The organism is Megasphaera hominis (genome assembly GCF_014269395.1).
GTDB classification, from domain to species: domain Bacteria; phylum Bacillota; class Negativicutes; order Veillonellales; family Megasphaeraceae; genus Megasphaera; species Megasphaera hominis.
Window position 1 is genome coordinate 15,686 of the sequence record NZ_JACOGK010000001.1, and the last position, 25,390, is coordinate 41,075.

At 49.2% G+C, this 25,390-nt stretch carries 32 protein-coding genes; 5 read left to right on the forward strand and 27 right to left on the reverse strand.

Annotated features, from left to right (window positions below):
- Positions 1–9 precede the first annotated feature (9 nt).
- Genes folP through H8J70_RS00110 form a run of 4 tightly spaced genes read right to left on the reverse strand, consistent with a single transcriptional unit; the run spans position 10 to position 2,425 of the window.
- Positions 10–849 (reverse strand): dihydropteroate synthase, encoded by an 840-nt coding sequence (gene folP, locus H8J70_RS00095; RefSeq protein ID WP_186501729.1) that lies wholly within the window; start codon positions 847–849, stop codon positions 10–12.
- A complete protein-coding gene (gene folE, locus H8J70_RS00100; protein WP_186501730.1) occupies positions 842–1,453 on the reverse strand; it encodes a GTP cyclohydrolase I in 612 nt (203 codons plus the stop codon). The genes folP and folE overlap by 8 nt, the downstream gene beginning before the upstream one ends.
- Positions 1,454–1,495: 42 nt before the next feature.
- Positions 1,496–1,894 (reverse strand): DUF3592 domain-containing protein, encoded by a 399-nt coding sequence (locus tag H8J70_RS00105; RefSeq protein ID WP_186501731.1) that lies wholly within the window; start codon positions 1,892–1,894, stop codon positions 1,496–1,498.
- Positions 1,895–1,906: 12 nt separating this feature from the next.
- A complete protein-coding gene (locus H8J70_RS00110) occupies positions 1,907–2,425 on the reverse strand; it encodes a hypothetical protein (RefSeq protein WP_186501732.1) in 519 nt (172 codons plus the stop codon).
- Between the two features lie 89 nt (positions 2,426–2,514).
- Between H8J70_RS00110 and H8J70_RS00115 the strand changes: the two genes are divergently transcribed.
- Positions 2,515–3,621 carry an acyltransferase gene (locus H8J70_RS00115; protein WP_186501733.1) on the forward strand — a complete coding sequence of 369 codons (1,107 nt, stop codon included), beginning with the start codon at positions 2,515–2,517 and terminating at the stop codon, positions 3,619–3,621.
- A gap of 78 nt (positions 3,622–3,699) precedes the next feature.
- On the opposite strand, the gene H8J70_RS00120 is transcribed toward H8J70_RS00115, so the two are convergent.
- The 13 genes from H8J70_RS00120 to H8J70_RS00180 form a co-directional block, all read right to left on the reverse strand.
- Entirely contained in the window at positions 3,700–4,038 is a 339-nt protein-coding gene (locus H8J70_RS00120) for a helix-turn-helix domain-containing protein (RefSeq protein ID WP_222433515.1), read from the reverse strand.
- Entirely contained in the window at positions 4,004–4,543 is a 540-nt protein-coding gene (locus tag H8J70_RS00125; protein WP_186501735.1) for a cyclophilin-like fold protein, read from the reverse strand. Before H8J70_RS00125 ends, H8J70_RS00120 begins: the two co-directional genes overlap by 35 nt.
- A 12-nt stretch (positions 4,544–4,555) precedes the next feature.
- Positions 4,556–5,212 carry a flavodoxin family protein gene (locus H8J70_RS00130; RefSeq protein WP_186501736.1) on the reverse strand — a complete coding sequence of 219 codons (657 nt, stop codon included), beginning with the start codon at positions 5,210–5,212 and terminating at the stop codon, positions 4,556–4,558.
- A 26-nt stretch (positions 5,213–5,238) separates the two neighbouring features.
- Positions 5,239–6,465 carry an aldo/keto reductase gene (locus tag H8J70_RS00135; RefSeq protein WP_186501737.1) on the reverse strand — a complete coding sequence of 409 codons (1,227 nt, stop codon included), beginning with the start codon at positions 6,463–6,465 and terminating at the stop codon, positions 5,239–5,241.
- Positions 6,458–6,673, reverse strand: coding sequence for a hypothetical protein (locus H8J70_RS00140; protein ID WP_186501738.1), 216 nt, complete (start codon positions 6,671–6,673; stop codon positions 6,458–6,460). Before H8J70_RS00140 ends, H8J70_RS00135 begins: the two co-directional genes overlap by 8 nt.
- Positions 6,670–7,512 carry a 4Fe-4S binding protein gene (locus H8J70_RS00145; protein WP_186501739.1) on the reverse strand — a complete coding sequence of 281 codons (843 nt, stop codon included), beginning with the start codon at positions 7,510–7,512 and terminating at the stop codon, positions 6,670–6,672. Before H8J70_RS00145 ends, H8J70_RS00140 begins: the two co-directional genes overlap by 4 nt.
- Positions 7,505–7,702, reverse strand: coding sequence for a Sec-independent protein translocase subunit TatA/TatB (locus tag H8J70_RS00150; protein ID WP_186501740.1), 198 nt, complete (start codon positions 7,700–7,702; stop codon positions 7,505–7,507). Before H8J70_RS00150 ends, H8J70_RS00145 begins: the two co-directional genes overlap by 8 nt.
- A 368-nt stretch (positions 7,703–8,070) precedes the next feature.
- A complete protein-coding gene (locus tag H8J70_RS00155; RefSeq protein WP_288200884.1) occupies positions 8,071–8,466 on the reverse strand; it encodes a hypothetical protein in 396 nt (131 codons plus the stop codon).
- Positions 8,467–8,528: 62 nt separating this feature from the next.
- A complete protein-coding gene (locus H8J70_RS00160) occupies positions 8,529–9,443 on the reverse strand; it encodes a LysR family transcriptional regulator (protein ID WP_186501742.1) in 915 nt (304 codons plus the stop codon).
- Between the two features lie 57 nt (positions 9,444–9,500).
- Positions 9,501–9,896, reverse strand: coding sequence for a hypothetical protein (locus tag H8J70_RS00165; RefSeq protein ID WP_288200883.1), 396 nt, complete (start codon positions 9,894–9,896; stop codon positions 9,501–9,503).
- A gap of 77 nt (positions 9,897–9,973) precedes the next feature.
- Positions 9,974–10,471 (reverse strand): preQ(1) synthase, encoded by a 498-nt coding sequence (gene queF, locus H8J70_RS00170; protein ID WP_186501744.1) that lies wholly within the window; start codon positions 10,469–10,471, stop codon positions 9,974–9,976.
- A 65-nt stretch (positions 10,472–10,536) separates the two neighbouring features.
- The gene (lepB, locus tag H8J70_RS00175) at positions 10,537–11,085 is read right to left on the reverse strand and encodes a signal peptidase I (protein ID WP_186501853.1); all 549 of its coding nucleotides are present in this window, start codon (positions 11,083–11,085) and stop codon (positions 10,537–10,539) included.
- Between the two features lie 76 nt (positions 11,086–11,161).
- A complete protein-coding gene (locus tag H8J70_RS00180) occupies positions 11,162–11,623 on the reverse strand; it encodes a 2-thiouracil desulfurase family protein (protein ID WP_186501745.1) in 462 nt (153 codons plus the stop codon).
- A gap of 304 nt (positions 11,624–11,927) precedes the next feature.
- Between H8J70_RS00180 and H8J70_RS00185 the strand changes: the two genes are divergently transcribed.
- Positions 11,928–13,586 (forward strand): acetolactate synthase large subunit, encoded by a 1,659-nt coding sequence (locus tag H8J70_RS00185; RefSeq protein ID WP_186501746.1) that lies wholly within the window; start codon positions 11,928–11,930, stop codon positions 13,584–13,586.
- 31 nt (positions 13,587–13,617) lie between these two features.
- Here the strand turns inward: H8J70_RS00185 and H8J70_RS00190 are convergent, their stop codons facing one another.
- The 3 genes from H8J70_RS00190 to glf are packed head-to-tail and all read right to left on the reverse strand — an operon-like array spanning position 13,618 to position 15,965.
- A complete protein-coding gene (locus tag H8J70_RS00190) occupies positions 13,618–14,295 on the reverse strand; it encodes a hypothetical protein (RefSeq protein WP_186501747.1) in 678 nt (225 codons plus the stop codon).
- Between the two features lie 30 nt (positions 14,296–14,325).
- A complete protein-coding gene (locus H8J70_RS00195; protein WP_186501748.1) occupies positions 14,326–14,874 on the reverse strand; it encodes a ferredoxin domain-containing protein in 549 nt (182 codons plus the stop codon).
- On the reverse strand, positions 14,871–15,965 hold the full coding sequence (glf, locus tag H8J70_RS00200) for a UDP-galactopyranose mutase (RefSeq protein ID WP_186501749.1): 1,095 nt from the start codon (positions 15,963–15,965) through the stop codon (positions 14,871–14,873). The genes H8J70_RS00195 and glf overlap by 4 nt, the downstream gene beginning before the upstream one ends.
- A gap of 235 nt (positions 15,966–16,200) precedes the next feature.
- Here glf and H8J70_RS00205 point away from each other — a divergent pair, with 235 nt between their 5' ends.
- Entirely contained in the window at positions 16,201–16,899 is a 699-nt protein-coding gene (locus H8J70_RS00205; RefSeq protein WP_186501750.1) for a DUF542 domain-containing protein, read from the forward strand.
- Positions 16,900–17,049: 150 nt separating this feature from the next.
- Positions 17,050–18,057, forward strand: a complete 1,008-nt coding sequence (locus H8J70_RS00210) for an alpha/beta hydrolase (RefSeq protein ID WP_186501751.1) — start codon at positions 17,050–17,052, stop codon at positions 18,055–18,057.
- A gap of 105 nt (positions 18,058–18,162) precedes the next feature.
- Here the strand turns inward: H8J70_RS00210 and H8J70_RS00215 are convergent, their stop codons facing one another.
- A complete protein-coding gene (locus H8J70_RS00215; RefSeq protein ID WP_186501854.1) occupies positions 18,163–18,708 on the reverse strand; it encodes an RNA 2'-phosphotransferase in 546 nt (181 codons plus the stop codon).
- 61 nt (positions 18,709–18,769) lie between these two features.
- The gene (locus H8J70_RS00220; protein WP_186501752.1) at positions 18,770–19,636 is read right to left on the reverse strand and encodes an aldo/keto reductase; all 867 of its coding nucleotides are present in this window, start codon (positions 19,634–19,636) and stop codon (positions 18,770–18,772) included.
- 194 nt (positions 19,637–19,830) lie between these two features.
- Between H8J70_RS00220 and H8J70_RS00225 the strand changes: the two genes are divergently transcribed.
- On the forward strand, positions 19,831–20,718 hold the full coding sequence (locus tag H8J70_RS00225; RefSeq protein WP_186501753.1) for a LysR family transcriptional regulator: 888 nt from the start codon (positions 19,831–19,833) through the stop codon (positions 20,716–20,718).
- A gap of 142 nt (positions 20,719–20,860) precedes the next feature.
- On the opposite strand, the gene H8J70_RS00230 is transcribed toward H8J70_RS00225, so the two are convergent.
- From H8J70_RS00230 to H8J70_RS00255, 5 genes are all read right to left on the reverse strand, one after another.
- Positions 20,861–22,036 carry an iron-containing alcohol dehydrogenase gene (locus tag H8J70_RS00230; RefSeq protein WP_186501754.1) on the reverse strand — a complete coding sequence of 392 codons (1,176 nt, stop codon included), beginning with the start codon at positions 22,034–22,036 and terminating at the stop codon, positions 20,861–20,863.
- Between the two features lie 108 nt (positions 22,037–22,144).
- Positions 22,145–23,050, reverse strand: coding sequence for a LysR family transcriptional regulator (locus H8J70_RS00235; RefSeq protein WP_186501755.1), 906 nt, complete (start codon positions 23,048–23,050; stop codon positions 22,145–22,147).
- Between the two features lie 304 nt (positions 23,051–23,354).
- Complete coding sequence (locus tag H8J70_RS00240) at positions 23,355–23,894, reverse strand: methylated-DNA--[protein]-cysteine S-methyltransferase (RefSeq protein WP_186501756.1); 540 nt, start codon at positions 23,892–23,894, stop codon at positions 23,355–23,357.
- 205 nt (positions 23,895–24,099) lie between these two features.
- The gene (locus H8J70_RS00250) at positions 24,100–24,648 is read right to left on the reverse strand and encodes a bifunctional transcriptional activator/DNA repair enzyme AdaA (protein ID WP_186501758.1); all 549 of its coding nucleotides are present in this window, start codon (positions 24,646–24,648) and stop codon (positions 24,100–24,102) included.
- Entirely contained in the window at positions 24,645–25,220 is a 576-nt protein-coding gene (locus H8J70_RS00255; protein ID WP_222433516.1) for a DNA-3-methyladenine glycosylase family protein, read from the reverse strand. The genes H8J70_RS00250 and H8J70_RS00255 overlap by 4 nt, the downstream gene beginning before the upstream one ends.
- Positions 25,221–25,390: the final 170 nt, after the last annotated feature.

Below are 25,390 nucleotides of genomic sequence, written 5' to 3' on the forward strand. Positions count from 1 at the left end.
AGGGAAAATTTATCTGCCTGCCAGGACATCTGCCATGGCGCACATACGGGCAATGGGACGGACGTCGTGAACGCGCACGATGGCGCAGCCGTCGAGGACACCGGCGACGCACGTAGCACCGGTACCTTCCATCCGTTCTGTTACGGGTAAATCAAGGACCTTGCCGATAAAGCCTTTGCGGCTCGTACCGAGGAGCAGGGGATACGGCAAAGCCGTCAATTCCTTCAAGTGCTGCAAGACATATATATTTTGCTCGCACGTTTTGCCAAAGCCAATACCCGGATCGGTAATAATCTGTTCCGGCAGCACACCGGCAGCAGCTGCAATGGCTGCCGAACGGGCAAAAAAGGCTTTCATATCTTCCATTATATCATCATAGTCCGTGCCAGACTGATTGTGCATGACTACTACGGGCACACCGTGCTTGGCTGCTACGGCTGCCATCTGCCCCGGTTCCTGCGCATATTGGAGACCCCAAATATCGTTCATCATATGAGCACCGGCTGTCATGGCATAATCTGCCGTTTCAGCCTTATACGTGTCGACGGAAATAGGCACCGGGCAATGTTCCACTAATTTAGGCAAAATGACCTGAAGCCGTTCTATTTCTTCAGCTGCCGAAAGGGGCGTAAAGCCTGGCCGCGACGATTCGGCACCAATATCGATAATATCGGCCCCGTCCTGTACCATTTCTTCCATATGGCGCAAAGCCGCATCAATGGAATTCCATTTGCCGCCATCCGAAAAGGAATCGGGCGTAATATTGAGGATGCCCATGATGAGCGTTTTCTTACCAACTATCAAACGTTTTCCGTCAGACCAATGGTACTCGCGCATAAGATTAGTCATGATTTGCCCCCTTCATCAACAGCTTCCACGCTTCCCGTCCGGCTTCTGTACCTTCAGCCAGGCAGCCATAGGACGCCTGCGTGACAATATCCGAATCGCTCCCCTGCCGGTTGCGCATGGACAAACACAAATGTGTGCCCTGAACGATGACCAAGGCACCGTCTGCCTGCAGGCCTTCGGTTACAGCCTGGCAAATGTCAGCTGTAAAACGTTCCTGCAGCTGCGGCCGCCGGGCCAGGACATCAACAACTTCAGCAAAGTGACTGAAACCGGCAATTTTTCCCTCGTGCGGGCAATAGGCAATGGAAACGGTTCCGAAGAAAGGCAGGAGGTGATGCTCACAGATGGAATAAAACCGGATCTGACGCACGGCGACCAGGCCATTCGACTCCGTTTCGATGAGACTGCCCCAGCGCGCCTTAGGATCCTCACGGAGGCCTGAAAAAAACTGACCAAAAGCTTCAGCCACACGGTACGGTGTTTTTTCCATACCGAGAGCCGTCAGGTCCAGTCCCAAGGCTTCGAGAAAATCCTGCATGGCCTGTACGGCCTTTTGATTGACACCGGACGCGTGGTCCGGCGTATACTTTGTACTATCTGTCATGTCATACTTCCTTTTTGATCCGGCCTAAAAGCCGGTACTTTTTTAGAGCTCAATATAATACGTAGCGATAAAAATCAGACCGCCGACGATAATCATGACCGGGCTGGCATATTGCTGCAGCGTCGATTGTTCATGATACAAATATATTTCTTCCGGCCGTGACGGATTATAGCGCAAATCCACCGTGTCGCCGGCTTCAAAACTCCATTCGCTGTTGCCAAAGGTATAGCGTGCCGTGTACTGCTCATCATGGACAGAAAAGCGCACGACCGGATAATACATATCGCCGCTCTTATTCTTTTCTACGTCAAATTGCATAACTGTACCCGTAGCCGGCGCCGTGCAGTGACGTGTCAGGGCCCGCAGGCGCCAGCCGTGCCAAATGCCGACAGCAATAAAGAACACTCCGAGTACAGCAGGAACATAATAAAAGATAGACATGGAAAAACTCCTTTAGATAATATGGGAACGGGCAAGGCTGCGGCAGACAAAAAAGCCGACAGCAGCGCCTCCTAAACCTGTCACTACCTGGGGCCAGCTCATGATAAAGAGCAGCGTGTGCCGCATAGCCGGCGGAAAGGCTACGGCGGCAAAAAGTATATAAAAGCCCAGGAAAAGAGTGGCCGCCTTCCCCAGTGCTGCCACGCTGAAGCCCAGCAGACAGTGCTTGCGGCCCAGCCAGGCCAGGAGCACGTAAACGCAGTTACCCAGGGCTACAGGGACGACAAAGGGCAGGAAGGGCAGCATGCCTTCGATATAGGCAAAAAAAGGCGTCACACAAGCCGTGACAATACCGGCCCGCAAATCTACAGCCAGGACAGCTGTAATCAGGCAGGCATTGACGAGGACGCCGATAAAGGCAAAGCTGAACTGCGGTGGCATGGGAATCCACAGGCGCAGGCTCTGCAAGATCAAGGTCAGGGCCACGATAATCCCTGTCCGCGTCAGGATACGCAGATTCGCTCCTTCCATAACAACCTCTCTACTCTACAGAAAATATGACAAATGTGTTACAATTAAAAACTGAAGTATCTATTATATTGTATCTATTGAGGTGCCAGATGTCAAAACGATTTATACATTCTATCAATTATATGCGCGGAATCTGCATGCTTGGCGTCATTGCCATTCACGTTGGTTCTGTGGCACTCCTCAACCCGACGCCCAATCTCGAGCTCGTGGCTGTTCTGGAAATCCTTTCCCGTTTTTCCGTGCCGACGTTCTTCTTTCTCTCGGCCTTTGGCATGTTCATGAGCCAGCCTGTTGAAGGCCCCTTTGTCTACAAGGACTATTTGAAGCGCCGCCTGCGTACCGTCCTCGTACCGTACGTGGCCTGGTCTCTGTTTTACATGACCTATAGCTCTATTCTCAGCCATAACGCCAGTATTTTCCAGCCTCTTGCCTTTATACGTACCCTCTGGTATGGCCTGGCCATGTATCACATCTATTTTCTCGTTATTCTCCTTTGGTTCTATTTTCTCATGCCTTTGTGGCGCGTCATGCTGCGCGGCATGAATCACCACCCCTGGTTTTGGTTTACCCTGCTCTTTGCCGGTAACGTAGTCTTCAACTTCTACTCGAGCTACGTCTGGGATTTCCATTCGGCCAATCCGTTCCTGCAGGATGCCTTTACGTACCGCCTGAACTACGTCGTCCTGCACTATCTCTTCATCTTCCTCTTCGGCGCCTTTACAGCTGAACACTTCCAGGCAACGTGCAACTGGCTGTCCCGGCACGGTCTTTTGGTCAATAGCTTTCAGGCTCTGACGACAGCAGGCATGCTCATGGCCTATTACGGCATCATGGCAACGCTTCACTACGACGCCCTATCTGCCGTCTTTACGATCCATCAGCTGAGCCCTATCGGCATGGCCTACACCCTGTCGACGATACTCTACCTTCTCTATTGGCTCGAATGTCACCGCGTACCGCCGTTCCTGCATAGGTTCTTCTCCCTTCTGGGCGACTACTCGTATCCCATTTATCTCGTACATCCCCTCTTTTTGAGCTTCCTCACGTGGTCTGCAGCTCACTTCCATATTTACCTGAGAAGCCTTTACATCATTGCCATTTACCTGGCAGTCACCTGTCTGGCTACAGCATTCTCGGCTATCATTACGTGGCTGCCCCTGCCAAAGTGGCTGAGCATCTGCCTCAAAGGGAAATAATAAACTCTCCAATGTAAAAGTACCGTCCTGTACAGGATTACCAATACCTGCATAGGACGGTACTTTTTTATTACTTTTTTACTGTTTTTTCATTTCGTAGCGCAGACAATCAAGACAATCGAGCTTGCGCTGTTCTGTATGGATTCGCTGTACCAGCTGCCGGCGTTGTGTGTCAATGAGCTGCAACAGCTCTGCCTGATGTTCACCGGGGGCATGGCTAAGATGCAAATACGTACAAATATCCCTGTCAGAAAAGCCCAGGTCTACGAGAGTTGCCACGAGGCTCAGTTCTTCAATTTCAGAATCCGTATAAGGGCCTGTCTGGCCTTTACGGCAACAGGCCTCGTATTTCCGTACGATATCCGGAGAAATATTGTAGTTTTTACTTAGCTTTGCTTGGTTCAAATTGTGTGACATAGGTTTGGAATACCTCCCCTGCGTGTTTCATGTTGTCGAGACCTTGAGACACATGACCTAAAGGAATAAGATCGTCTGACGCTGCTTCGTCGGCCAAAAATACGACCAGTTCGTTTTTAGCCGTATCGAAGGCTACGTCACCGGCGACAGGATTCATGCCCTTATTGCTTTCGCGCTGAAATACCGTAGCCGGCAGGCCTGGCAGGACCAAACGATTGCCCTGATGCTGCAGCTGGACGACAAAAGGCCGCCGTTCCGCTACTTCAAGGGCGGCTTCTGTATCGTACAATTCCAGTTTTGCCTGACCGCCGGGAAACGAAAGGCCTGCCTGTAACGGCGTTTCTTCCATGCTATACTGGTTCATACTGTATGACGAAGCTGCAGAGCTGCACACGGTCCACGGATTCAGGAGACAATGAACGTATGATGAAACGACGACTGCCAGGATAGCTGCTATGGCTACGTAGAGCCAGCGTATGGGATGGTGCTGAAATAAGAAGCCCATGGGATCTCCTCCTTAAAGACTGGCGCCCAGCTTATAGGCCTGGTCGGGAAATTCAGATTTTTCAATCAGTGAACGGGCACCGCAGCCAATGGCCAGGACCTTGCCCATATCGGTCCAGCCCATGTAGCGGACGAGTGTATCGTAGTGATCAACCAGGGCATTCATGGTCCAGTCGGCACTATTATAGGCCGTAGCCATGAGGACTGATTTCTTGCCCGTGAGATGTCCCGTGCGGGAATAAAAACGATCGACAATGGTCTTTAGCTGTGCCGACATACCGTAATAATATAATGGTGTAATAAGGGCAATCATGTCCATATCGAGCAGATGGGGCATGAGTTTTTGCTGGATTGCATCATTATAAATGCAATCACCATCCATGCCGCAATGATCGCAGCCAATACAGGGATGAATATCTTCAAAAGCCGCATTAAAGCGGAATACGTCGTGACCGGCTGACTTAGCCCCTTCAATAAACTTATCGGCCAGCAAAAACGACGTGCCATGATCATGAGGGCTCCCCGTTACTACGACAATTTTCATTTTCTTTCCTCCTCCAATCGCAGCTGCCGCCGACGTACCACCCTGAGAAAGGATCGTACCGCAACCGCTTAAAAACAAAGTCATCATACCGAGTCCGGATAGCTTTAAAAACTCGCGTCTGTCCATCTAAATCGCCTCTTTCTCCGTCACCTTTACGCGCCAAAATATTCTTTCGTCTGCCGCATGCGCGCCCGGATTTGTACGTGGAAGGGACAGCGCGGTTCGCACTGGCCGCATTGGATACAATCACCGGCCTTACGGGACTGGCGCATATAATGATCCTTCGCCAGGGCATCGCCGGCCTGGGCCAGATCGTAAAACTTATTCGTTGCCGCAATATCGATGGCCCGCACACAGGGCTGGCAGTGGCCGCAATAAATGCAAACGCCGTCCATGTCCTTGACCTGTGATTTAAGGATATCCGAATAGCTTCGTTCTTCCGGTGTAGCTGCATAATAGAGGGCCGCACTTTTGAGGTCCATGAGGTTGCGCACGCCGGGGATGACGGAAATAACCGCCGGCCTGTCGAGACAGTACTGGATACACTGGACAGGCGTCATCGCTTTGCCAAAGGGCGACGAACCGGCAGAAAGGAGACGGCCGCCGCCGTAGGCCTTCATGACCGTAATGCCGACACCCATTTGCTGGGTCCGTTCGTAGAGCTTCTTGCGGTCTGCGTCGAGGGTCATGCCGCCGCCGGAGGAAACGAAATCGTACGACGGGTTGATGCTGAACATGTAGACGTCCATGAGGCCCGTATCGAGAAAGCGGTTAGCCATTTCTACAGAATGAGAGGAAAACCCGATATTGCGGATAATGCCTTCCTGTTTCAGCTTCTGGGCGTAATCGAGAAGGCCATTATTGAGCATGTCATCGTAATCCTTGCCTTCGTCGACATAGTGAATGAAACCGATGTCGCTGTAATCGGTCTGGAAGGTTTTCAGCTGTGTTTCAAAGCCTTCCTTGACCTTGGCAAAATCACGGGTCCGCGTATAGGTACCACCGGGATAGGTCGCACCGATATGCATCTGCGTGATAAAAGACTGTCGCCGCCCCTTCATGGCCTTGCCCATGAGCTCTGCCGAGGCAAAGTTCGACATGACCGTATCGACGAGATTAATGCCCTTATCTGCAGCATAATCAAATATGCGCTGGATTTCGTCGCCATCCGCTTCGTGAATGGCGCTGGCACCGATGCCAATGGTACTGACCTTCGTGTTGCTGTGAGGAATAATCCTGTATTGTACGTCCCCCGTGTCGGCAATACTGGTTATTCTCTGTTCGTTAAAGGCTTCACGCCGCGACTTGAGACCACACCCGGAAAGGGCCAGTCCGGCCGCGCCTAACCCGGCAATTTTCAGAAAGTTTCTTCTATTCATGGTCTGCATCCCCCTCTTTGTGCTTCTTCTTATAAAATGCCGTGGCTCCCATCCAGGCCACAGCCGCTATGGCAATGACACAGCCACCGCCGCAGGTACCACAAATACCGTTACACAGTGGTGCTGCGCCGGATGCTGTCTCTGCAGCACTGCTCAAAAAAGCCGTTCCTGCCGCGCCAGAACTGGCGAGCATGGTAAACTTTTTCATTTTACTTCACCTCTCCCGTAGGAAATGGCCTTGGCCGGACATGTATGCTGGCATTCCTGACAGAGGATGCAGCGATGCCGGTCGAGCTTCAGGGCATGATCCGTCAGAGTCAGGCAGCTCATGGGACAGACCTTGGTACAGCGGCCGCAGTGAACGCACGACGGCTGGCCCACGCGCAAACGCCACGTCCACGGTATATGCACGCCTAAAACATGGACCAAATTACTGCAGGCACCAACGGGACAGAGGAAATTACAGAAGCCCCGGCCGCCTTGCGTGAAGATGCCCATGATGAAGAACCAAACCAAAAAGGTCAGAATAAGGGAAATAGAATAAACCGGCAAATGACCCGTCGTTACTGTCTGGACGAAGAGATCGAAGACGTAGAAATTGCAATATGAGCAATGTTCGCTAATACCGACGACACCGGCCAGGAGAAAGCCTGCAAAGAAACCGTACCGGATAGGTGTGGCTGGAATGTGTTTAGGCCAGTCAATCTTGAAGCGGTCCGGCACGAGACGGGACAAATATTCCGGCAGTGCTCCGGCCGGACAGAGTTTGCCACAAAAGAGCGGCCCAAAGAAAAGCGACACGACGAGTAAAAGGCCGAAGGCGATGAGTGACACCGGACCGGCTTCGCCCATATTGCCCAGGAGCAAATCATGGAGCGGAATGCGGAAGCATGGTTCATGAATGCTGTAAAGCTGCGTCGGCGTAATGAAAAGGTCGATAAAACGGGCAAAACCGTCAAAAGGTGCATAAAAAAGCATAAAGCCAATGACGTAGCCTGCAAGCCGCAACGAACGATAGCGGACAATATCCTTTGAGATCTTAGCCATGGTGGCTCACGGCCCCCTTCTGTTCCTGAGCTTCCGGTTCCTGCGGTGCTTCTACCCCATTGAGAGCGCTGCGAAAATCGTGGACACTCTTCCCCAGGGCCTTGCCCAGACCGGCGATCTTGCCGGGTCCAAAAACGACGAGGGCGATCAAAAGGACCAAGCCCCATTCTTCCATACCAAAACGTCCCATACTGTATTCCCCCTCTTACTTTGTAAAACTAATACCCGCATGGAAATAGACAGAAAATTTAGTTTTTTCTCAGCCTATTATTTTCCATAGTTATAGTATAGGAGAAATATATCCTTAAATCTAATGCTTATATTTTATCTTTATGTATGCCTCGGGCGTATTTCTTTATTATGCAGGTGTGGAAGTAAGCATGATAGGCATAGGTTCACCCCTATCCCCGGTTTGCAGTACTTTTGCAGGCATCACGTTTACGAGACGTTTCGTTCCGCCTCTATCCCTCGTTGTTCAAGCAGCGAGTACGTTCTCCCCAGAGAAAGAAAAACACTTCTCCCAAGGTCCTCAGGAGAAGTGTTTTTCATCATGCCTTCTTATTTCTTGTTTTTTTCGGCCATTACTTTCTGGAGTACTGCGTCAGCCATACGGGCCCGGGCCTTGATGACGTTGTTGCCATTTTTGACCGATTCGGGATAGAAGTTGCTCTTGTATTTGCTCTTCTTGGTCTTCGTGATCATTTCCTTGAGCTGAATGGTCTGTTCATCCACGTTGTAGACGTACGTGCAATAGTCCGTCGTGTCACCGGCCTGTTCTACCGTTTCAAAGGTCAGGGTTTCCATGCCTGCCGGATAGGACAGCTTTGCCGTACTCATGTCAATGGTCGTGAACTGGTTGTACTGCCAGACTTCTTCTTTTGCAAAGGCCGTCACAGAAACAGCCAGAGTTAAGGCCAATACGGCCAGAATTTTTTTTGCCTTCAAAAAGTACACCGCCTTTTCAAATATAGTAAACCTAGATGTCCCCTATTATACCATAATTCGGCCGCTTGCGGTTAGTCCTTTTTCTCTGTCTCACCATTCGTATCTGCAGAAAGACCGGCTATATAGTCTTTGAAAAAATCCTGGAAGAGGTGTACGGGCTTAGCTACAAACTGGTTCTTGCGCCAAACAAAAAAGCCACTGTCTTTCATATCCGGTTCAAGGGGACAGAGATGAAATTCGTCCGGCACCGTTTCCAGCATGAACGTAAGCACCTTGCCGACGCCTGCCCGGACGAGATAGCCCATATTGTGGACGGAGAGGTTCACATGGCCTCGGATGCGAATCGTTCCTGCATACGGACCGAGCCAGTTTTCTACGTCATTACGTACAGAAGGCCGCATGGGAATAATAATATCCTGGCCAGACAGGTCTTTCGGATGGATGCAGGGCAGTTTGGCTAAGGGATCATCTCTGCGCATGAACAGGCACCAGCCGTCCCGTTTAGGCAGCTGCACAATATGGTATGTGCTAATATCGACCGGGTCAGCGACGAGACCGAAGTCGAGAAAACCCTGTTCCAGTTTTTCCTTTACGTCATCGGCAATGGCCGTGTAAACAGAAAAGGTGACGTCCGGATAGCGTTTTTGGAAGGCTGCTATGCCTTGGGCCAGATATTCCATATTGGCCGTTTCGCCTGCGCCGATAGAAATATTTCCTGCCACATCCATATCAGCATGAGCCATTTCTTCTACGGTCTTACACGTAAGCTCTACGATTTCCTGGGCCCGGCGGCGTAAAAGCATGCCTGAGTCAGTCAGTGTAATGTGATGACTGCCGCGTTCGAAGAGGGTCACGCCCAGTTTTTCCTCAAGGGCTGCCATTTGCCTGGATAGCGTCGGCTGTGTAATGTGCAGGACATCGGCAGCGTGCGTAATGTTTTCTTCCCTGGCGACGGTGAGAAAATACTTCAGCGTCCGTAATTCCATAGTTTCCCCTCCAAAAAGGGCACTCCTCCCAGATTCTGGAAGAAGTGCCGTTACTTCTTAATGTTTTTCTTTTTTGGCCAGTACCTTTTGCAGGACATCGTCTGCCATGCGCGCCCGGGCCTTGATGACGTTATTGCCGTTCTTGACCGATTCCGGATAGAAGCTGCTCTTGTACTTGCTCTTTTTTGTACGCGTTACCATTTCCTTGAGCTGAATGGTCTGTTCATCCACGTTATAGACGTACGTGCAGTAATCCGTCGTTTCGCCGGCTTTTTCTATCGTTTCAAAGGTAAGGGTCTGCATACCTGCCGGATAGGAAATCTTAGCCGAATTCATATCGATCGTCGTAAACTGATTATATTGCCACAGGTCGTCCTTGGCAAAGGCCGTTACAGAAACGGCCAGGGACAGCAAGAGTGCTGCCAGTATCTTTTTTGTTTTCAAAAGAAACACCGCCTTTTCTCTTCCTATGTACTATATGATAAGCCTATAAGAGTTATTATACCATATTTTTAGAAAACAGGAGACACTTAGCCGCGATTGTTGATTTTTTCCGGATAGAGATCGTGCTGGGACAGGCGCTGCCAGGCCACTTCCTGCCACGGTGTGCCGGGTTTGCCGTAGTTGCAGTACGGATCGATACTGATGCCGCCGCGGGGCAGGAATTTCCCCCACACTTCAATGTACTTCGGTTCCATCAGCTTTACCAGGTCGTCCATAATGACGTTGACACAGTCTTCATGGAAATCGCCGTGGTTGCGGAAGCTAAAGAGATAAAGCTTGAGGGACTTGCTTTCTACCATGCGTTCACCCGGTACATAGGAAATGTAGATAGTGGCATAATCCGGCTGGCCCGTCATCGGGCACAGGCTGGTAAATTCCGGGCAGTTGAATTTGACGAAATAGTCCCGGTCAGGATGCTTATTGACGAAGGTTTCCAAAAGGCCCGGGTCGTAATCCTGCCCATATACCGTATGCTGGCTGCCCAGTTCTGTAATTCCATGTAATTCTTCTTTTGTTCTGCTCATATTTGCCTCCTATAAAAAAAGTTTGATGCACCGTGTGGCACATCAAACTCTGCATACAACCTAACTTACCAAACAACCTTGCCCAGGACGTGATCGATGGGAACAGGACCGATGAACCGGCTGTCACTGCTGTGGTTACGATTATCGCCCATGCAATAGACATAGCCTTCCGGTACTTTGACTTCACCGGCACGGCTGTAGTCCATAGGACCGTTGATGTACGGTTCATCCAGGGCTTTGCCATTACGCCAAACCTTGCCGTCGTGGAAGGCCAGCGTATCACCAGGCAGGCCGATGACGCGTTTGACCCAGACATTCTTCGTCTGGAAACGGGAGCTAAAGATGGCCAGGTAATTGTCCATCGGTTCCGACAGGTCATCCAGCCACGTACGAGGATAGTTGACACGGCTGTCAATAATGACGATATCGCCATAATTCGGCGTTTCTCCGAGGACATGACCAATCTTGGAGACGACGAGGTATTCCCCATTATGCAGCGTCGGTACCATAGATTCACCGGAAACCCGGGTCGGCTGAACGACAAATATATGGATCAGCGTGGTGATAGCCAAGGCAATGACGATGGCATACACCCATTCAAGTGCTTCATGCATTACGGTTTTCACAGTTAATTTCCTCCTTGCGTACTCATTTATTGTAACAAAGTGAACCCCATAAAGCAAGAAATATTTATACGCCTACGTGACGCAAAGCCGCTAAAAGGGGCTGCAAATGTTTCTCCCCTACGACGCGGATACCGGCAGCCTTGAGCCGTGCCGCCGTAACACCATCGCCAGCCGTAAGGGTGCGGCTAAAGGTACCATCATAGATTTCGCCACTGCCACAGGACGGGCTCTTTTCCTTGAGGACCGCCCATGTACAGCTGTAGAGACGGGCCAGGCGCAACGCCTGGTCAGCACCGCGTTCATACTCTTCCGTTACATCTGCTCCCGTTTCCGTAACGACGCGGTCGCCCTGCTGTTCCGATGCCGGCCGCGGCGTAGGCAGACCGCCGCCTTGTTCCGGACAAAAGGGAATAAGCGTGACGTCCGGCATATGCCACAAATTCTCAATGGCTGCATAGGTTTTACTCTGGCCGTCGTAGCGGCACGCCTGCCCTAAGAGACAGGCACTGATCAAGATGTGCTTCATTAAAAAATCTCCTTTTGTTATATATTTCACTTTATGAAATAAAAAACCGCATATCAAATTTCATAAATCAGAATTCAATTCATTTATATGAAATTATTTTACGTGCTTTTTACGTCAAATAAAAGAGATAAAACATGTAATAATCGGCAATCATACGTATTTTTGAGAAACTATTTCTCATCTCGATAATTATTAAAATAAGATTAATTACCACATTGTGAAATTGCAAATTCAATTGCCACATACTATAATTGGAAACGCAAAAGATACTACATAGTAATCTTATTGGAAGGGGTTCTTACTCATGGTAGAAAAGAAACAACGCAACACAGCAGAATTACTCGTCGAATGTTTAGAAGAAGAAGGCGTTCATTATATTTTTGGTATTCCCGGTGAAGAAAACCTCGCCATTATGGAAGCCCTGAAACAATCTAAAATCGAATTCATCACAGTCCGTCACGAACAAGGTGCTGCCTTCATGGCTGACGTCTACGGCCGTTTGACAGGTCACGCCGGCGTCTGCATGGCTACCCTCGGACCTGGGGCTACAAACCTCATTACAGGCGTTGCCGATGCAGACTGCGACGGCGCACCGCTGGTCGCCATTTCCGGTCAGGTAGGTACGGACAAGATGCACATTACAGCCCATCAGTATTTGGACCTGCGCGCTATGTTTGAACCGATTACGCGCCGGGCCTATACCGTCGTCCGTCCGGACACGATGGCCGAAATTACGCGTCTGGCCTTCAAATACGCCGAACGGGAAAAACCGGGCGCAACCTTCATCGATTTGCCCGTCAACATTAGCCATATGCCTGTTGGCGACGATGAAAAGCCCTTGCGTCACAAGACCATCCGCTGCGAAACAGCGCTGGAAGACCAGATTGAAGCAGCCGCAGCCATGATCTCCTACGCCAAGAATCCAATCATCCTGGCCGGCAGCAGCGTCATCCGCAGCCATGCGTCGAAGCAGCTCACAGCCTTTGCCAAAAAGCTCAAGCTCCCGGTCGTCAACACGATGATGGCCAAGGGCGCTATTCCTTACGACGATCCGTATTCCATGTGGACGGTCGGTATTCCGATGGATGACTACCAGACGAAAATGCTCGAAAAAGCCAGCCTGGTCATTACCATCGGTTACGATATTATCGAATACGCACCGGCCAAATGGCATCTGAACAACGCCGATATTATTCATATTGATTCCATGCCTGCCGATATCAACAAAAACTACCAGCCGCAGGTCGAAGTCGTAGGCTCCATTCCGAACTCCCTCGAACGGATTATGGAAAAGGCAGCCCGCCTGCAGGAACCAAAGTACTATTTGGAAATGCGCAAAAATATGGTTGCTGAACACGAAAGCTACGCCAACGACATGCCCTTCCCGGTAAAACCGCAGAAGGCCCTCATCGATTGCCGCAGCGTCATGGGCCCGGACGACATCGTCATTTCCGACGTCGGTGCCAATAAAGTTTGGGTTGCCCGCCATTACAACTGCTACAAGCCGAACACGTGCATCATTTCCAACGGCTTTGCCACTATGGGTATTGCCGTCCCCGGAGCGATTTCAGCCAAGCTCATCCATCCGGACCGCAAGGTGCTCGCCATTACCGGTGACGCAGGCTTCCTCATGAACTGCCAGGAAATGGAAACAGCCCACCGCCTGGGCACGAATTTCGTAACCCTTATCTTCAACGACTGCAGCTATGGCCTCATCAAATGGAAGCAGGATATGCAGTACGGCCACCACGAATACGTTGATTTCACCAATCCGGACTTCGTCAAGCTCGCCGAAAGCATGGGCGCTATTGGCTACCGCATCAAGAAGACAGAAGACCTCCTGCCGACACTGGAAAAAGCCTTTAAGCAGGACAAGCCGGTCATCATCGACTGCCCCATCGACTACGCCGAAAACATGAAGCTCGTCGCCCACTTAGAAAACATCATGAAAGAAGAAAACTAAGTACAAATCTGATCTGATAAAAAAGATGCCGTCAGCGCGGCATCTTTTTTGCATGTTCAAGCATATCTGTGACGGTATCCAAGAGATTTTCACCATCGCCATTGTGGGCAAAGACAACGGCTATTTCTACAGCATTGCCATGGACCCAGCTGATGACGCGGACCGTTTCTGTAAAATAAGCCTGATTGACGATGAACTGATCAGCCAACGTGGCTTCGTAAAACTTCGTTCCCTTAACCGTCTTGGCGGTAAAGGGTTTTACAACGGACCAGCCTGCAGGCAGCATCGTGATGAGGCGGTTATTGGCGTGGCTCATGAGCGTTGCCGCGTCAGGCTTATCGCCAATATCCCGGAGGTACGCATTTTCCGTGGACCGTCCCTGAAGCGCCGATTCAACCTGCCACAGGTTGACGCTGTAGCGCAGGACATAGCCGTACTGGAACATGCCCTGGTCGATTTGCACGACTTGCCAGCTTACAGGCTCTACGGGATAAATCTGTTCCAGCATACGCGTTACGTCATTGCCGTAGCGCTGGGCCGTAAGCATTTCCTGTGTGCCCTGGTTCATTTGGAGATCCGTCGGCACCGTAATTATGCCCCAATTGGCAAAGGGCGTTTCTACGCCCTTATCTTTATCCTTAGCCAAAACGGGCAGGCTGAGTGCCGCCACGAGAGCCAAGGTTACCATACAAACTACCTTCTTCTTCAAGGAAAAAGTCTCCCTTCCTATACCTGTAATTTATTGCATAATCTTGCGCGGCCCCCGGTCGAAAAAGATATTCTTCGACGATACAGAAAGGGCTATGCCGAAAATATTCGTCACCTTGTCGCCCAGGCTGTGCAGGCGCATGGCTGCCTTGCCAATAGAATAAAAAATACGCGAATCAATATCCTGGGATGAAGCCAGCGATACAGCAGAGCCCAAGGCAATGCCCAAGTCGGCAATGGTAAAGATGCAGCGGCCGCCAGCCACGCGGTTGGCAGCACAGTCGGTAAAGCCGCAAATCCCGCAGTGAGGCATGCCAAGCGGGCTGTCCGGTACACCTACGAGGATGACCAGGGCGCTGTTGCGGACATTTTCCGAATCGCGTTTGAAAAATTCCAGGCCTGTTTCGGCGTTGATTTTCATCATTTCATCAGCCAGACAGTCCTTATCGCTCCCGGTAAGGGCAATGGTTTTTACCTTGTCCATGCCGCAGCCCTTCGGTGCCGTATGAATGGCTGCCATCATCTGTTTGGCCGTACTCAGTATGGCTTGTTCTTCTGCTTCTTCTGCTGTAATAATCATAGTATGCCTCCTACTGCACTAAGGGCGCTGGCAATGACATCGTCCATATCATAATACTTATATTCTGCCAACCGGCCGCCAAAGAGGACGCCCGTTTCCCCGGCGGCCAGCTTTTGATACTGGGCATAGAGGGCCTGGTTCTGTTCGTTGTTGACGGGATAATACGCTTCCTCACCGGGCTGCCAGTCTGCCGGGTATTCCTTCGTCACATAGGTTACAGGCTGCGTGCCAAATTCGAAGTGCTTGTGTTCGATGATCCGCGTATACGGCGTTTCCCGGTCCGTGTAGTTCATGACGGCTACGCCTTGGTGATTTTCTTCTTCCAGGCGCTTTGTTTCAAAGCGCAGGCCCCGGTATTCCAGGCGGCCCAGCTGATAACCAAAGTATTCATCAATAGGGCCGGTATAGACGATGGTTTTAGCCATGGCGGCATATGCATTCCGGTCTTTTAAGAAATCGACACCGGTCCGTACTTCGATACCATCTAAAAGGCCCTCGATGAGAACGTTGTAGCCGCCCATAGGAATGCCCTGATAGCGGTCGTTAAAGTAGTTGTTGTCGAAGGTATAGCGCACGGGCAGCCGCTTGATGATAAAAGGCGGCAGGTCTGTACAGCTGCGGCCCCACTGTTTTTCCGTATAGCCCTTGATGAGCTTCGTGTAAATATCCGTCCCAATGAGGGAAATGGCCTGTTCTTCCAGGTTTTTCGGCTCTGTAATGCCGGCAGCTTCACGTTGGGCAGCAATTTTGGCAGCTGCTTCAGCCGGCGTGACGATGCCCCACATCTTGGCAAAGGTATTCATATTAAAGGGCAGATTGTAGAGTTCGCCCTTGTAGTTGGCTACAGGCGAATTGACGTAATTATTGAATTCTACAAACTGGTTGACGTAATTCCAGACTTTCTTGTCCGACGTATGGAAAATATGGGCACCGTATGTGTGAATATGGATGCCTTCCTTTTCTTCACAATAGACGTTGCCGCCTACATGGGGCCGCCGTTCGAGAACCAGGCAGGATTTGCCGGCTTGTTTCATTTCATGGGCAAAAACAGCGCCAAAAAGGCCGCTGCCAACGATGAGATAATCATACATAGTAGTAACACTCCTCTATTCGTTCGCTCGGGCATGTTTCATTGCCCGTTATACGCTTTATTATACACCATATTCTATATACTAGCCCACCTGGAAAGAGCGGTCAATTTTTTTTGCTAATCTTTATCCCTCGTTGTTCTTGCAACAGATTATTTTTCTTTCTTATCGTAGAATATAGTCATGAACAGAGATACCCACTGCAAAGATGCAGGTTGTATAGAAGGAGGCATGCCTCATGATTACCAAAGAAAATACCTTTGCTGACGTTGTTAAACAGTATCCCCAGACGATTCGTCTGCTCAACGATTTACACCTCGATTATTGCTGCGGTGGCGATCATACCCTGTCCCAGGGCGTCGTCGGTAAGGACGTCAATCTCGATGAGCTCCTGACACAGCTCAATGCTATTGCTGAAAAAGCACAGAACCAAGACGGTTCCACTGTTGCCTCTATCGACGATTTCAAAAACCTCTCCATTTTGGACATGCTCGATAGTCTCGAACAGACCCATCACGTAACAGAACGGGAACAGATGGCATCAGTAGAACAGCTCCTCAACAAGATCCTCATCGTCCATTATCCTCATCACGGTGAACTCCTGACAAAGCTGCACAGTCTCTACGCCCACCTCAAGGCCGAACTAGAAGAACACTTTGCCAAGGAAGAACGCCTTGTCTTCCCCCTCATGCGGGCTAATATGCCACCGGACCAGGCAACCATTGCGTACGTAAAAACCCTGGAAAACGAACACTCCGCTGCAGGCGACATCATCAAGGAAATCCAGGCCCTGACCGATAATTTCACTTTGCCGGAAGACGCATGTCTTACGTACACACAGACATACAAAGAAATGGAAGCCCTCTTTGACGATATCTTCATTCACATCTTCAAAGAAAATTCCATTCTCTTCCCGGAATACGAAGAATTAACGTGATACCACTCTACCCCTCTACTACTATATAGGTCATCCGGAAAAGAGGCTGCTATCTTCCCCTATTTGGCAGCCTCTTTTTCGTGCGCCTTGACAAATAGTACTGGATGGTACTATTGTTGAAAGTATAATAAAACCCGAAGGAGGAGTATAATGAATAAGAAATGGATTACCAGCCTCATCTTGTCAGGCTGCTTACTCGCAGGAGGGAGTGCCTTTGCCATGGAACCTATACATGTCGATTCTGCAACGGCCAATATGCCGGATAAAGTGCAGAGCCAGCGGCTGAAAGTAAACGTCGTCACGCCGGAAATCAAGGAAATTTCCAATGTCGTCTACGAACAGGTCCCGGCCCGGGGCTTTGAAAACGTAGCCATGAAAATGGATATCCTGAAACCACAGTCTAAGACACCCTTGCCAGCTATCGTTTACGTCACAGGTGGCGGTTTCATCAATGCCAACAAAGACAACGGCTTACAGCTGCGTATGCACCTGGCTGAAGCAGGCTACGTCGTAGCCTCTATCGAATACCGCGTAGCACCGACGGCTACATTCCCGCAGCCGCTTGAAGATGTGAAAGCCTCGATCCGCTACCTGCGGGCTAATGCCAAGAAATTCAATATCGACCCGGACCGCATCGGTATCATCGGCGGCAGTGCCGGCGGCTACCTCAGCGCCATGGCCGGTACGACAAGCGGCACGACAACCTTCGATACAGGCGACAACCTCGACCAGCCGAGCAGCGTCAAAGCAGCCGTTGACCTCTATGGCCTTTCGGACCTGACCCGCATCGGTGACGACTACTCACCAGAAGTCCAAAAATCCCATGAATCAGCAGGCGCCACAGAAGCCCTCTGGGTCAACGGCTCCCCCGTCTTCGGTGGCCGTGACGGCGGCATCAATGCCGACGCGGCAGCAGCCAAGGCAGCTAACCCAATCACGTACATCGGCAAGAACAGTGCGCCAATGCTCCTCATGCACGGCACAAGCGACTACATCGTCTCACCCAGCCAGACAGACCTCCTCTTCCAAGCCCTGCAAAAAGCAGACATCCCGTCGGACCGGTACCTCGTTGAAGGCGCAGCCCACGGCGGCATCTATTGGAACCAGGCAGAAGTACTAAACGTCATTACCAATTTCTTCAATAAATATCTTAAGTGATACGAAATACGACAGAATAGCAAAACGGAGCTATCCCCTGCGTTAGGAGATAGCTCCGTTTTACATTTGCAATCCACGTAAGGTAGCTGCCCTGCAGAATCACAACTATTTCGTCTGCTCTATTTTTTTCAAAAACTCGGCGGGTACGCGTTTGGTCAGCCACACGCCGTTGACGGACTGGTAGAACTGATAGCCGGCTTTTTGCATGTCTCCGGTGGCGACGGTGTAAACAACGGGTTTACCGTGGCGGGAGCCAACTTTTACGGCCGTATCATAGTCTGCGGACAAATGGACATACAGCCTCGATTTCGGGATCAGGCCCTGCGCATTGATGGAGGATACATACTTTTCGCCAGTGCCGTGCCACAGGATATCCGGTGGTGTCTTCTCCTCCAGCTCCACATCCACGGGGATGGAATGTCCTTGATTGGCCCGGATGAGCGTGTGGTCCTCGTTGAAGGAATAGCGCATCTTACTGTCTGTGCGCACGATTTCTTCCAGCATATCCCGGTCAAAGGCCTGCTGCTTGGCAATGCCTGCAACCAGCTCCTCCACATTAGCCCAGCCATGCTCATCCAGCGTAATGCCGATGGTCTCTGGCTTATGGCGAAGAATCAATGCGATAAACTTACTGGTTTCGTTTTTTGTCATTTCTCTCACTTCATTTCCAAAAGAATCGGACAAAGACATATCACTAATTCTTCTCCAACGGTCATAACGACGTGATTACCGGATTATTCAGGAAATCATATACCCGTTTGACTTCACTGGGTTTTCTCGTGTCCAGCATTTGCGGGTGTCCCAGGTCAAGTGTTGCAATTTTCTGCATGTCTTCTTCACTCAGTGAAAAGTCCCAGATGGCAAGGTTTTGTTCCATGCGGTTCTTGTGGACTGATTTAGGAATGACGGAGACGTTTCTTTCGATGTTCCACCTAAGGACAACTTGCGCTGCTGTTTTATTGTATTTCTTGCCTATTTCTACTAACACTGGGTTCGTGAACATGCCGTTCATGCCTTCTGCAAAGGGCGCCCAGGCCTGCGCGGCGATGCCGTATTCCTTGAGTATTTCCAGTTCTTCTTCCCGTTGAAAAAAGGGATGCAATTCAATCTGGTTCACTGCAGGGATGACATCTACATTGTTGCAAAGATCGATAATCCTGTCGCTCGTAAAATTGCTGACGCCGATGGCACGGATGCGTCCGTCTTGATACAGTTCTTCCATAGCTCTCCAGGCACCATAATAGTCGCCAAAGGGCTGATGAATCAAATACAAGTCGAGATATTCTACGTCCAGTTTTTCGAGGGACTGGGCAAAGGCCTGCTTCGTCTTTTTGTATCCCATTTCCTGGATATAGGCTTTTGACGTCAGGAAGATGTCCTGGCGCGCTACGCCGCTTGCTTTGAGTGCCCGGCCGACTGATTCTTCGTTCATGTATACGCTGGCTGTGTCGATGAGCCGGTAGCCTGTCTGGATGGCCTCCAAAACGGCTTGTTCACATACCTGCAGATCATCCACCTGAAAGACACCAAAGCCTTCCAGCGGCATTTCGACTCCATTATTCAGCTTGATTGTTTCCATCTGAGACGTGCTCCTTTCCTGGTTTGCTCTATACAAGGTTACATTAGGATAACTACATTATATCTGATATTTTTATCAATAACAATTTTCTATATTTTATGGTAAAGTATAAATTTTATTCATGGATTAGCGTGATATAATGGATTTATCTCAGGAGCATCATCTTATCCCCTTTTCGAGGAGGTTTTCGCTATATGGATATTCGTGTGTTACGCTATTTTTTGACACTGGCAGCTGAAGGAAGTATTTCTGCCGCCGCGAAGGCCTTATATACGACACAGCCCAATCTTTCCAAGCAATTGTCAGAATTAGAAAAGGAAGTAGGCCAGACCTTGTTCACCCGTGGCAGCAGAAAAATTGTGTTGACCGACGCAGGTGTCCTGTTGCGAAAGCGGGCCCAGGAAGTCGTCCGTCTTTTAGAAAAAACAGAGCAGGATTTAGCAAACTTCGATGACCTGGTCAGCGGTGATGTATACATAGGAAATGGAGAAACGCCGGCTATGAAGATTATTGCAAGGGCGGTCCATCAGTTACAGCACGCGTATCCGCAAATCCGCTACCATCTCCAGAGTGGCTACGCCTACGACGTGATGGAAGATCTTGACAAAGGTCTGCTAGACTTTGGCGTGTTAATTGAGCCCATTGATCTGACACAATATGACCACATCCGCTTGCCCATTACCAACACGTTAGGCCTGCTTATGCGCAAGGATAATCCTCTTGCATCATTACCGGCTATCCGGCCGGAAGATATGCGGGAAGCACCACTCCTTTGCTCTAAGCAGATTCTTGATGAAAATGGTCTTTCCGGCTGGCTTGGCTATGACTGTCATGAGCTCAATATTGTATCGACGTTCAATCTCATCGGTACGCCGGCTCTGCTCGTAAAGGAAGGCGTCGGGTCTGCTATCAGCTTTGAGAATTTGCTCAACCTATCTGGTGATTGTCAGCTCTGCTTTCGGCCATTAGAACCTAGTTTGAAACTTGACGTCTATTTGGTCTGGAAAAAGCATCAGACCTTTTCCAAGGCAGCACAGAAATTCTTGGAATGTCTCCATCACGTCATTGGGGAATACGCATGAGTAGTAAAAAGGACCAAGGCCATATAATGGTGTAGAAACAAAAAAAGGTTCTTCACGGATTTCTGTGGGATGTGAAAATTGCTGAGAATAGACAACAAAAAACGAAGGCTTTCCTTTTGTGGAGAGTCTTCGCTTCTCTGCTTTATAGGCACATTTCAAAAATCTTTTCAATATCGCTTTGCTTTAGGGGCTTGAAGCCTGGGAGTGTTCCGTTGTTGCAGGCTCTTTTTGCCATGGTTTGGAAATGGGTCCGATCGATGCCGATTTCTGTGAAGGTACGTTTTAGTCCTAATGTGTCATAGAGGAAGTTGGAAACGGCTTTTATGCTCTGACGGGCGATTTCCATCGGGTCCAGGGACGAATCGATGCCGAATACGTTTACGCCGAATTGTACATACTTGGAAACGGTCGTTTCGTCGAGACAGTATTCCATCCAACGTGGCGTGAGGATTGCCAGTCCCAGGCCGTGGGTAATATCGTAGAACGCAGAGAGTTCGTGTTCCATGGGATGACAGCTCCAGGCCTGTTGCTTGCCGCCGGTGATGAATCCGTTTATGGCCCAGGAGGAGGCCCACATCAGATTGGCTCTGGCTTCGTAGTTATCCGGCTGCGCCAGCGCCATGGGCGCATACTTGATGACGGTTTTCATCAGGCCTTCCATGAAGCAGTCCAGCATGTAAAGGTCCGGTTCCAGGTTGAAATACTGTTCCATGACATGGCTCAGGATATCTGCTGAGCCACAGGCGGTCTGGTATTTGCTGACAGTATAGGTCACGCTGGGATCCAGGAAGGATACCTTTGGCAACAGTGTCGGCGATACGATGCGCCCCAGTTTTTCGTGTGTTTCCGGATTGGTAATCACACCGCCGCCATCCATTTCCGATCCGGTGGCAGCCAGCGTCAGAACGTCCAGCACGGGGAGGGCTTTTTCTACCGGAGCCAGCTTGCTGCGGTCAAGGAAATCCCACGGGTCATGGTCTACGCAGGCGCCTGCGGCTATCCACTTGGTAGCATCCAGGGTAGAACCGCCGCCTACAGCCAAGAGTACATCAATTTTCTTTTCCTTGCAGATTTTGGCACCTTCTCTTACGGTATCGATGCGGGGATTCGGTTCGATGCCGGATAGTTCAAACAGCTCTAGTCCTGCCTGCTTGATTTCCGCCACGATCGTATCGTAAAGTCCGCTCCGTTTGATGGACCCGCCGCCATACGTCATGAGGACACGCGTTCCGTACCTCTTCAATTCTTCCCCTAAATGGCCAAGCTGATTCTGACCAAAATATACCTTGACCGGGACATTATAAACAAAACTATGCATCACATTCAGCCTCCGTTTTTCTTTTAGCAGCTATTTGTTCTGCCAATATTATAAAAGAAGCGATACTCCCGCAGAAGTATCGCTTCTTTTTGCAATAGTAACTTTTAGTTAGCACTTCTCAGTTTCTTTGACGAGGTGGCTGACGGCGTCTAAAAACCGGCTGACTATTTTTGACGGTGTTGGCGAATGGAGAATCCCAAAGGGTATGGTATAGTCCCATTCTACAGGCAAGACCCGCATCAGGGGGTGGATGTCTTGCCAGGGATCGATGGTCAGCATCAGGCAGTTTTCGTTTTCACACTGATTATAGGCATCCACGCCGTAGAAATGAAATGTTTCAAGCTGAATTTGTGGATACCTGTCTTGTATGTCGTGGCGCAGCAAATCGAAGCTGCTATTCCAGCCGTTGTGAATCACCATCAGTTTTTCCCCATACAAATCGTGTATTTTGAGGGATTCCTTCTCAGCCGGCCTATGACGCATGGGTACGGTGATTCTAATCGGTTTCTTTGCCAGAAGCGTTGCCGCACAGGCACGTTCGTCCAGGTAGGCTTGGTCAAATACACCTACGACAAGGTCTATGTCGTGGCCGAAGTTTTTCTGAATTTCTTTTGCGTTTTCCGGCGTATTTTCAAAGGATACCAGTTTGAACTTTGCCTCTGGCAGATACGCGTGTATCCGGGGCCATAAATCTACCAGAAAGGTTCCCGGCGTCATGAGCGAGGTACCAATGCGAATCAGGTTTTCTCCGCTTTGTGCCGCCTCTTTTGCACGGGCTACGGAGCCTTTGAAGTATTGCAACAGATATTTTGCGTCTTTATAAAAGGACTCTCCGGCTTCCGTAAGCACCAGGCCTCTATGGGTCCGGATGAACAGGGTGAGGTCCAGTTCGGATTCCAACGCATTGATCTGCTTGATGACGGCAGGCGCAGAGATATACAATTCCTCGGCAGCCTTGTTGAAGCTGCCTGCCTCTGCTACGCAGATAAAGGTTTCCAGCTGCAGATGATACATGGCAATCACATCCTCGCTTTACTAATAATATTTATGATTGGCTTCCTGTCCCACTTTTGGACTGCCTGGGTCCTGTCTCCAAGGGAATAATCATGCGCTTTTATCTATATGTTTCTGAAACAGTTTGCGCGTCCCGACGGTTGTCCGGATACACAGATGTGAACTATTCGCCACCTAACACTGCAGTCGTTTGAGATGGTGAGTAGTTCACTCAGGTAATCAGTATACTCAGCTTTAGACATATGGCAGGGAGTTAATTTCTTCGCCTGCGTTCCAAACAACGTTTTTACATCTTTTTAGTTATTCATAAAGCGGTGCCTTTCTTTGGAATAGTAAACCTGCTCATATCATTCCGTTCAAGATTAAGGAGTGCTATTTTATTAGAAAGGCCTCCGCCGTAGCCGGTCAGGGAATGATTACTGCCGACTACCCTGTGACAAGGAATAATAATGCAAATTGGATTCCAGCCCACTGCACCGCCTACAGCTCTTGATGACATCTGCGCAATTCCATGCTTTTTGGCAATAGTGGCTGCAATCTCTCCGTATGTCGTTGTTTCCCCATAGGGTATTGCCAGCATACATTGTATAACTTCTCTGCGGAAATCCGTCAAATTATTAAGCTTGTACTTTGGTGTAAAGTCAGGAATTTTTCCAGCAAAATAAAGGTCTAACCATTTTATGGTATCCTCAAAAACATAAAGGCGCCGTTCTTCGCAATCTGTCACGTGTTTGGCGGCATCTTTTGATCCTTCGAACCACAAGCCGGTGAGATATTCACCATCACTGTTCATAAGCATATCGGAAAATCCATCTGGGGTTTTATATATCCATTTATAGGTCATTGTCTGCCTCTTTTCGTCCGAACTACACACCCATGTAGTCATATAATCTCATACTTTCAAAACGTTCTCCTAAGTAGATTTTTAAGCCGGACATCATGGGTTTTAGCATAGAAGCTAAAGCAAAATATCCTTGCATTTCTTCTTTTGCCGGCTTCACTTCATCCAATGCTACTATTTGCTTACATTTGATTTTCCTGTTCTAATTCTAAATAGGATGGCTTTTTCGAAACTCAGACGGTGTAATTCCCATTTCTTTTTCAAAGAACCGATAAAATGCTGACAGGCTTCCAAAACCAACTGAATAAGCAATATCAATTATCTTCATATCCGTCTTTATCAAAAATTGTTTCGCTTTATCTAAGCGTAGCTTATCCGCATAAGTCTTTGGTGTCATGCCGTATTCATCCTTAAAAATATCCGCAATTCTGCGCTCTGTTACACCAAAACCATTCACTTCTTCACTCAGCTTTGCTTGTTCACGGTATAGCGTTTCTATTTTTCGTTTTACATGCTCCGCTATTTGCTTCATTGGCTGATAGTCAATCAGATCACTACGACATCTCTTACATGGGCGAAAACCCGCTTGTCTTGCCTGCTCAGAGTTTTCAAAGAAACAAATATTTTCTCTTTTAGGAGGTCTTGATTTGCAAGAAGGTCTGCAGTAAATGCCCGTCGTTTTTACAGCATAAAAGAAAATTCCATCATATTCTGCATCGTTACGCAAAACCGCCTGCCACATTTCTTCTTCCGTCATGATTTTTTCCTCTTTGGTGCCGGATCAGTCAATTCTGGGATTGCACCACCAGCGATGGCCCACAAATACAGACTTGCAACCGTTCCATACGGTGAATATCTTTTGCGGTATCGAATAAATTTTTCTTTATCGATTTCTCTGTGCCGATACAACATTCTCATCCCACGTATAATCGCCAGATCACCGTAGCTGACCACATCTGGTCGTTGCATACAAAATGTCATAATCATTTCTGCTGTCCAGACACCGATTCCCTTTAGAGAAGACAGTTCCCTGATAACCTGTTCATCCGTCATTTCCTCTAATGCTTCAATATTAAAGGAGCCATTCTGAACTTTACCAGCAAAATCCAAAATATAATCTGCTTTTTTATATGTCATTCCAACCGACTGCAATTCATCCCTGTTAAGAGACAAAATACCGGCTGCATCCACTTTGTTCAGTTTTGCGGAAAGTCGTTCCCATATCGTTTTCTGGGCCGCAGTCGAAATCTGCTGTCCGATGATATGGTGCACAACAGAGGAAAATAAATCAACGTCTGTCTCACGATACACATGGCCGATTCTATCCATGGCCGATGCCAGCTTCTTATCTCGGGATTTCAAGTATTCTATTTCTTTTTCACCATACCTAAAATACAAATTTATCACCCCCATCTAAAAATTATAGCAAAAGTATGCGACGGATTCTTTTCACATTTGGAAATTCAATTCCTGTAGTACAAAAAGTTACAGTGAGTTCG

Coding starts and splice junctions, on each gene's coding strand:
- H8J70_RS00140 (WP_186501738.1), bottom strand. CDS start 6,673: ATGAAAAAGTTTACCATGCTCGCCAGTTCTGGCGCGGCAGGAACGGCT.
- H8J70_RS00220 (WP_186501752.1), bottom strand. CDS start 19,636: ATGGAAACAATCAAGCTGAATAATGGAGTCGAAATGCCGCTGGAAGGC.
- H8J70_RS00110 (WP_186501732.1), bottom strand. CDS start 2,425: ATGGAAGGAGCGAATCTGCGTATCCTGACGCGGACAGGGATTATCGTG.
- H8J70_RS00130 (WP_186501736.1), bottom strand. CDS start 5,212: ATGGACAGACGCGAGTTTTTAAAGCTATCCGGACTCGGTATGATGACT.
- glf (WP_186501749.1), bottom strand. CDS start 15,965: ATGTATGATTATCTCATCGTTGGCAGCGGCCTTTTTGGCGCTGTTTTT.
- H8J70_RS00115 (WP_186501733.1), top strand. CDS start 2,515: ATGTCAAAACGATTTATACATTCTATCAATTATATGCGCGGAATCTGC.
- lepB (WP_186501853.1), bottom strand. CDS start 11,085: ATGCATGAAGCACTTGAATGGGTGTATGCCATCGTCATTGCCTTGGCT.
- H8J70_RS00180 (WP_186501745.1), bottom strand. CDS start 11,623: ATGAAGCACATCTTGATCAGTGCCTGTCTCTTAGGGCAGGCGTGCCGC.
- H8J70_RS00185 (WP_186501746.1), top strand. CDS start 11,928: ATGGTAGAAAAGAAACAACGCAACACAGCAGAATTACTCGTCGAATGT.
- H8J70_RS00230 (WP_186501754.1), bottom strand. CDS start 22,036: ATGCATAGTTTTGTTTATAATGTCCCGGTCAAGGTATATTTTGGTCAG.
- H8J70_RS00210 (WP_186501751.1), top strand. CDS start 17,050: ATGAATAAGAAATGGATTACCAGCCTCATCTTGTCAGGCTGCTTACTC.
- H8J70_RS00255 (WP_222433516.1), bottom strand. CDS start 25,220: ATGGATAGAATCGGCCATGTGTATCGTGAGACAGACGTTGATTTATTT.
- H8J70_RS00145 (WP_186501739.1), bottom strand. CDS start 7,512: ATGGCTAAGATCTCAAAGGATATTGTCCGCTATCGTTCGTTGCGGCTT.
- H8J70_RS00240 (WP_186501756.1), bottom strand. CDS start 23,894: ATGACCTATAAATGGATATATAAAACCCCAGATGGATTTTCCGATATG.
- H8J70_RS00195 (WP_186501748.1), bottom strand. CDS start 14,874: ATGATTATTACAGCAGAAGAAGCAGAAGAACAAGCCATACTGAGTACG.
- H8J70_RS00205 (WP_186501750.1), top strand. CDS start 16,201: ATGATTACCAAAGAAAATACCTTTGCTGACGTTGTTAAACAGTATCCC.
- H8J70_RS00135 (WP_186501737.1), bottom strand. CDS start 6,465: ATGAATAGAAGAAACTTTCTGAAAATTGCCGGGTTAGGCGCGGCCGGA.
- H8J70_RS00105 (WP_186501731.1), bottom strand. CDS start 1,894: ATGTCTATCTTTTATTATGTTCCTGCTGTACTCGGAGTGTTCTTTATT.
- H8J70_RS00160 (WP_186501742.1), bottom strand. CDS start 9,443: ATGGAATTACGGACGCTGAAGTATTTTCTCACCGTCGCCAGGGAAGAA.
- H8J70_RS00250 (WP_186501758.1), bottom strand. CDS start 24,648: ATGACGGAAGAAGAAATGTGGCAGGCGGTTTTGCGTAACGATGCAGAA.
- folP (WP_186501729.1), bottom strand. CDS start 849: ATGACTAATCTTATGCGCGAGTACCATTGGTCTGACGGAAAACGTTTG.
- queF (WP_186501744.1), bottom strand. CDS start 10,471: ATGAGCAGAACAAAAGAAGAATTACATGGAATTACAGAACTGGGCAGC.
- H8J70_RS00125 (WP_186501735.1), bottom strand. CDS start 4,543: ATGGGCTTCTTATTTCAGCACCATCCCATACGCTGGCTCTACGTAGCC.
- H8J70_RS00150 (WP_186501740.1), bottom strand. CDS start 7,702: ATGGGACGTTTTGGTATGGAAGAATGGGGCTTGGTCCTTTTGATCGCC.
- H8J70_RS00120 (WP_222433515.1), bottom strand. CDS start 4,038: ATGTCACACAATTTGAACCAAGCAAAGCTAAGTAAAAACTACAATATT.
- H8J70_RS00235 (WP_186501755.1), bottom strand. CDS start 23,050: ATGTATCATCTGCAGCTGGAAACCTTTATCTGCGTAGCAGAGGCAGGC.
- folE (WP_186501730.1), bottom strand. CDS start 1,453: ATGACAGATAGTACAAAGTATACGCCGGACCACGCGTCCGGTGTCAAT.
- H8J70_RS00215 (WP_186501854.1), bottom strand. CDS start 18,708: ATGACAAAAAACGAAACCAGTAAGTTTATCGCATTGATTCTTCGCCAT.
- H8J70_RS00225 (WP_186501753.1), top strand. CDS start 19,831: ATGGATATTCGTGTGTTACGCTATTTTTTGACACTGGCAGCTGAAGGA.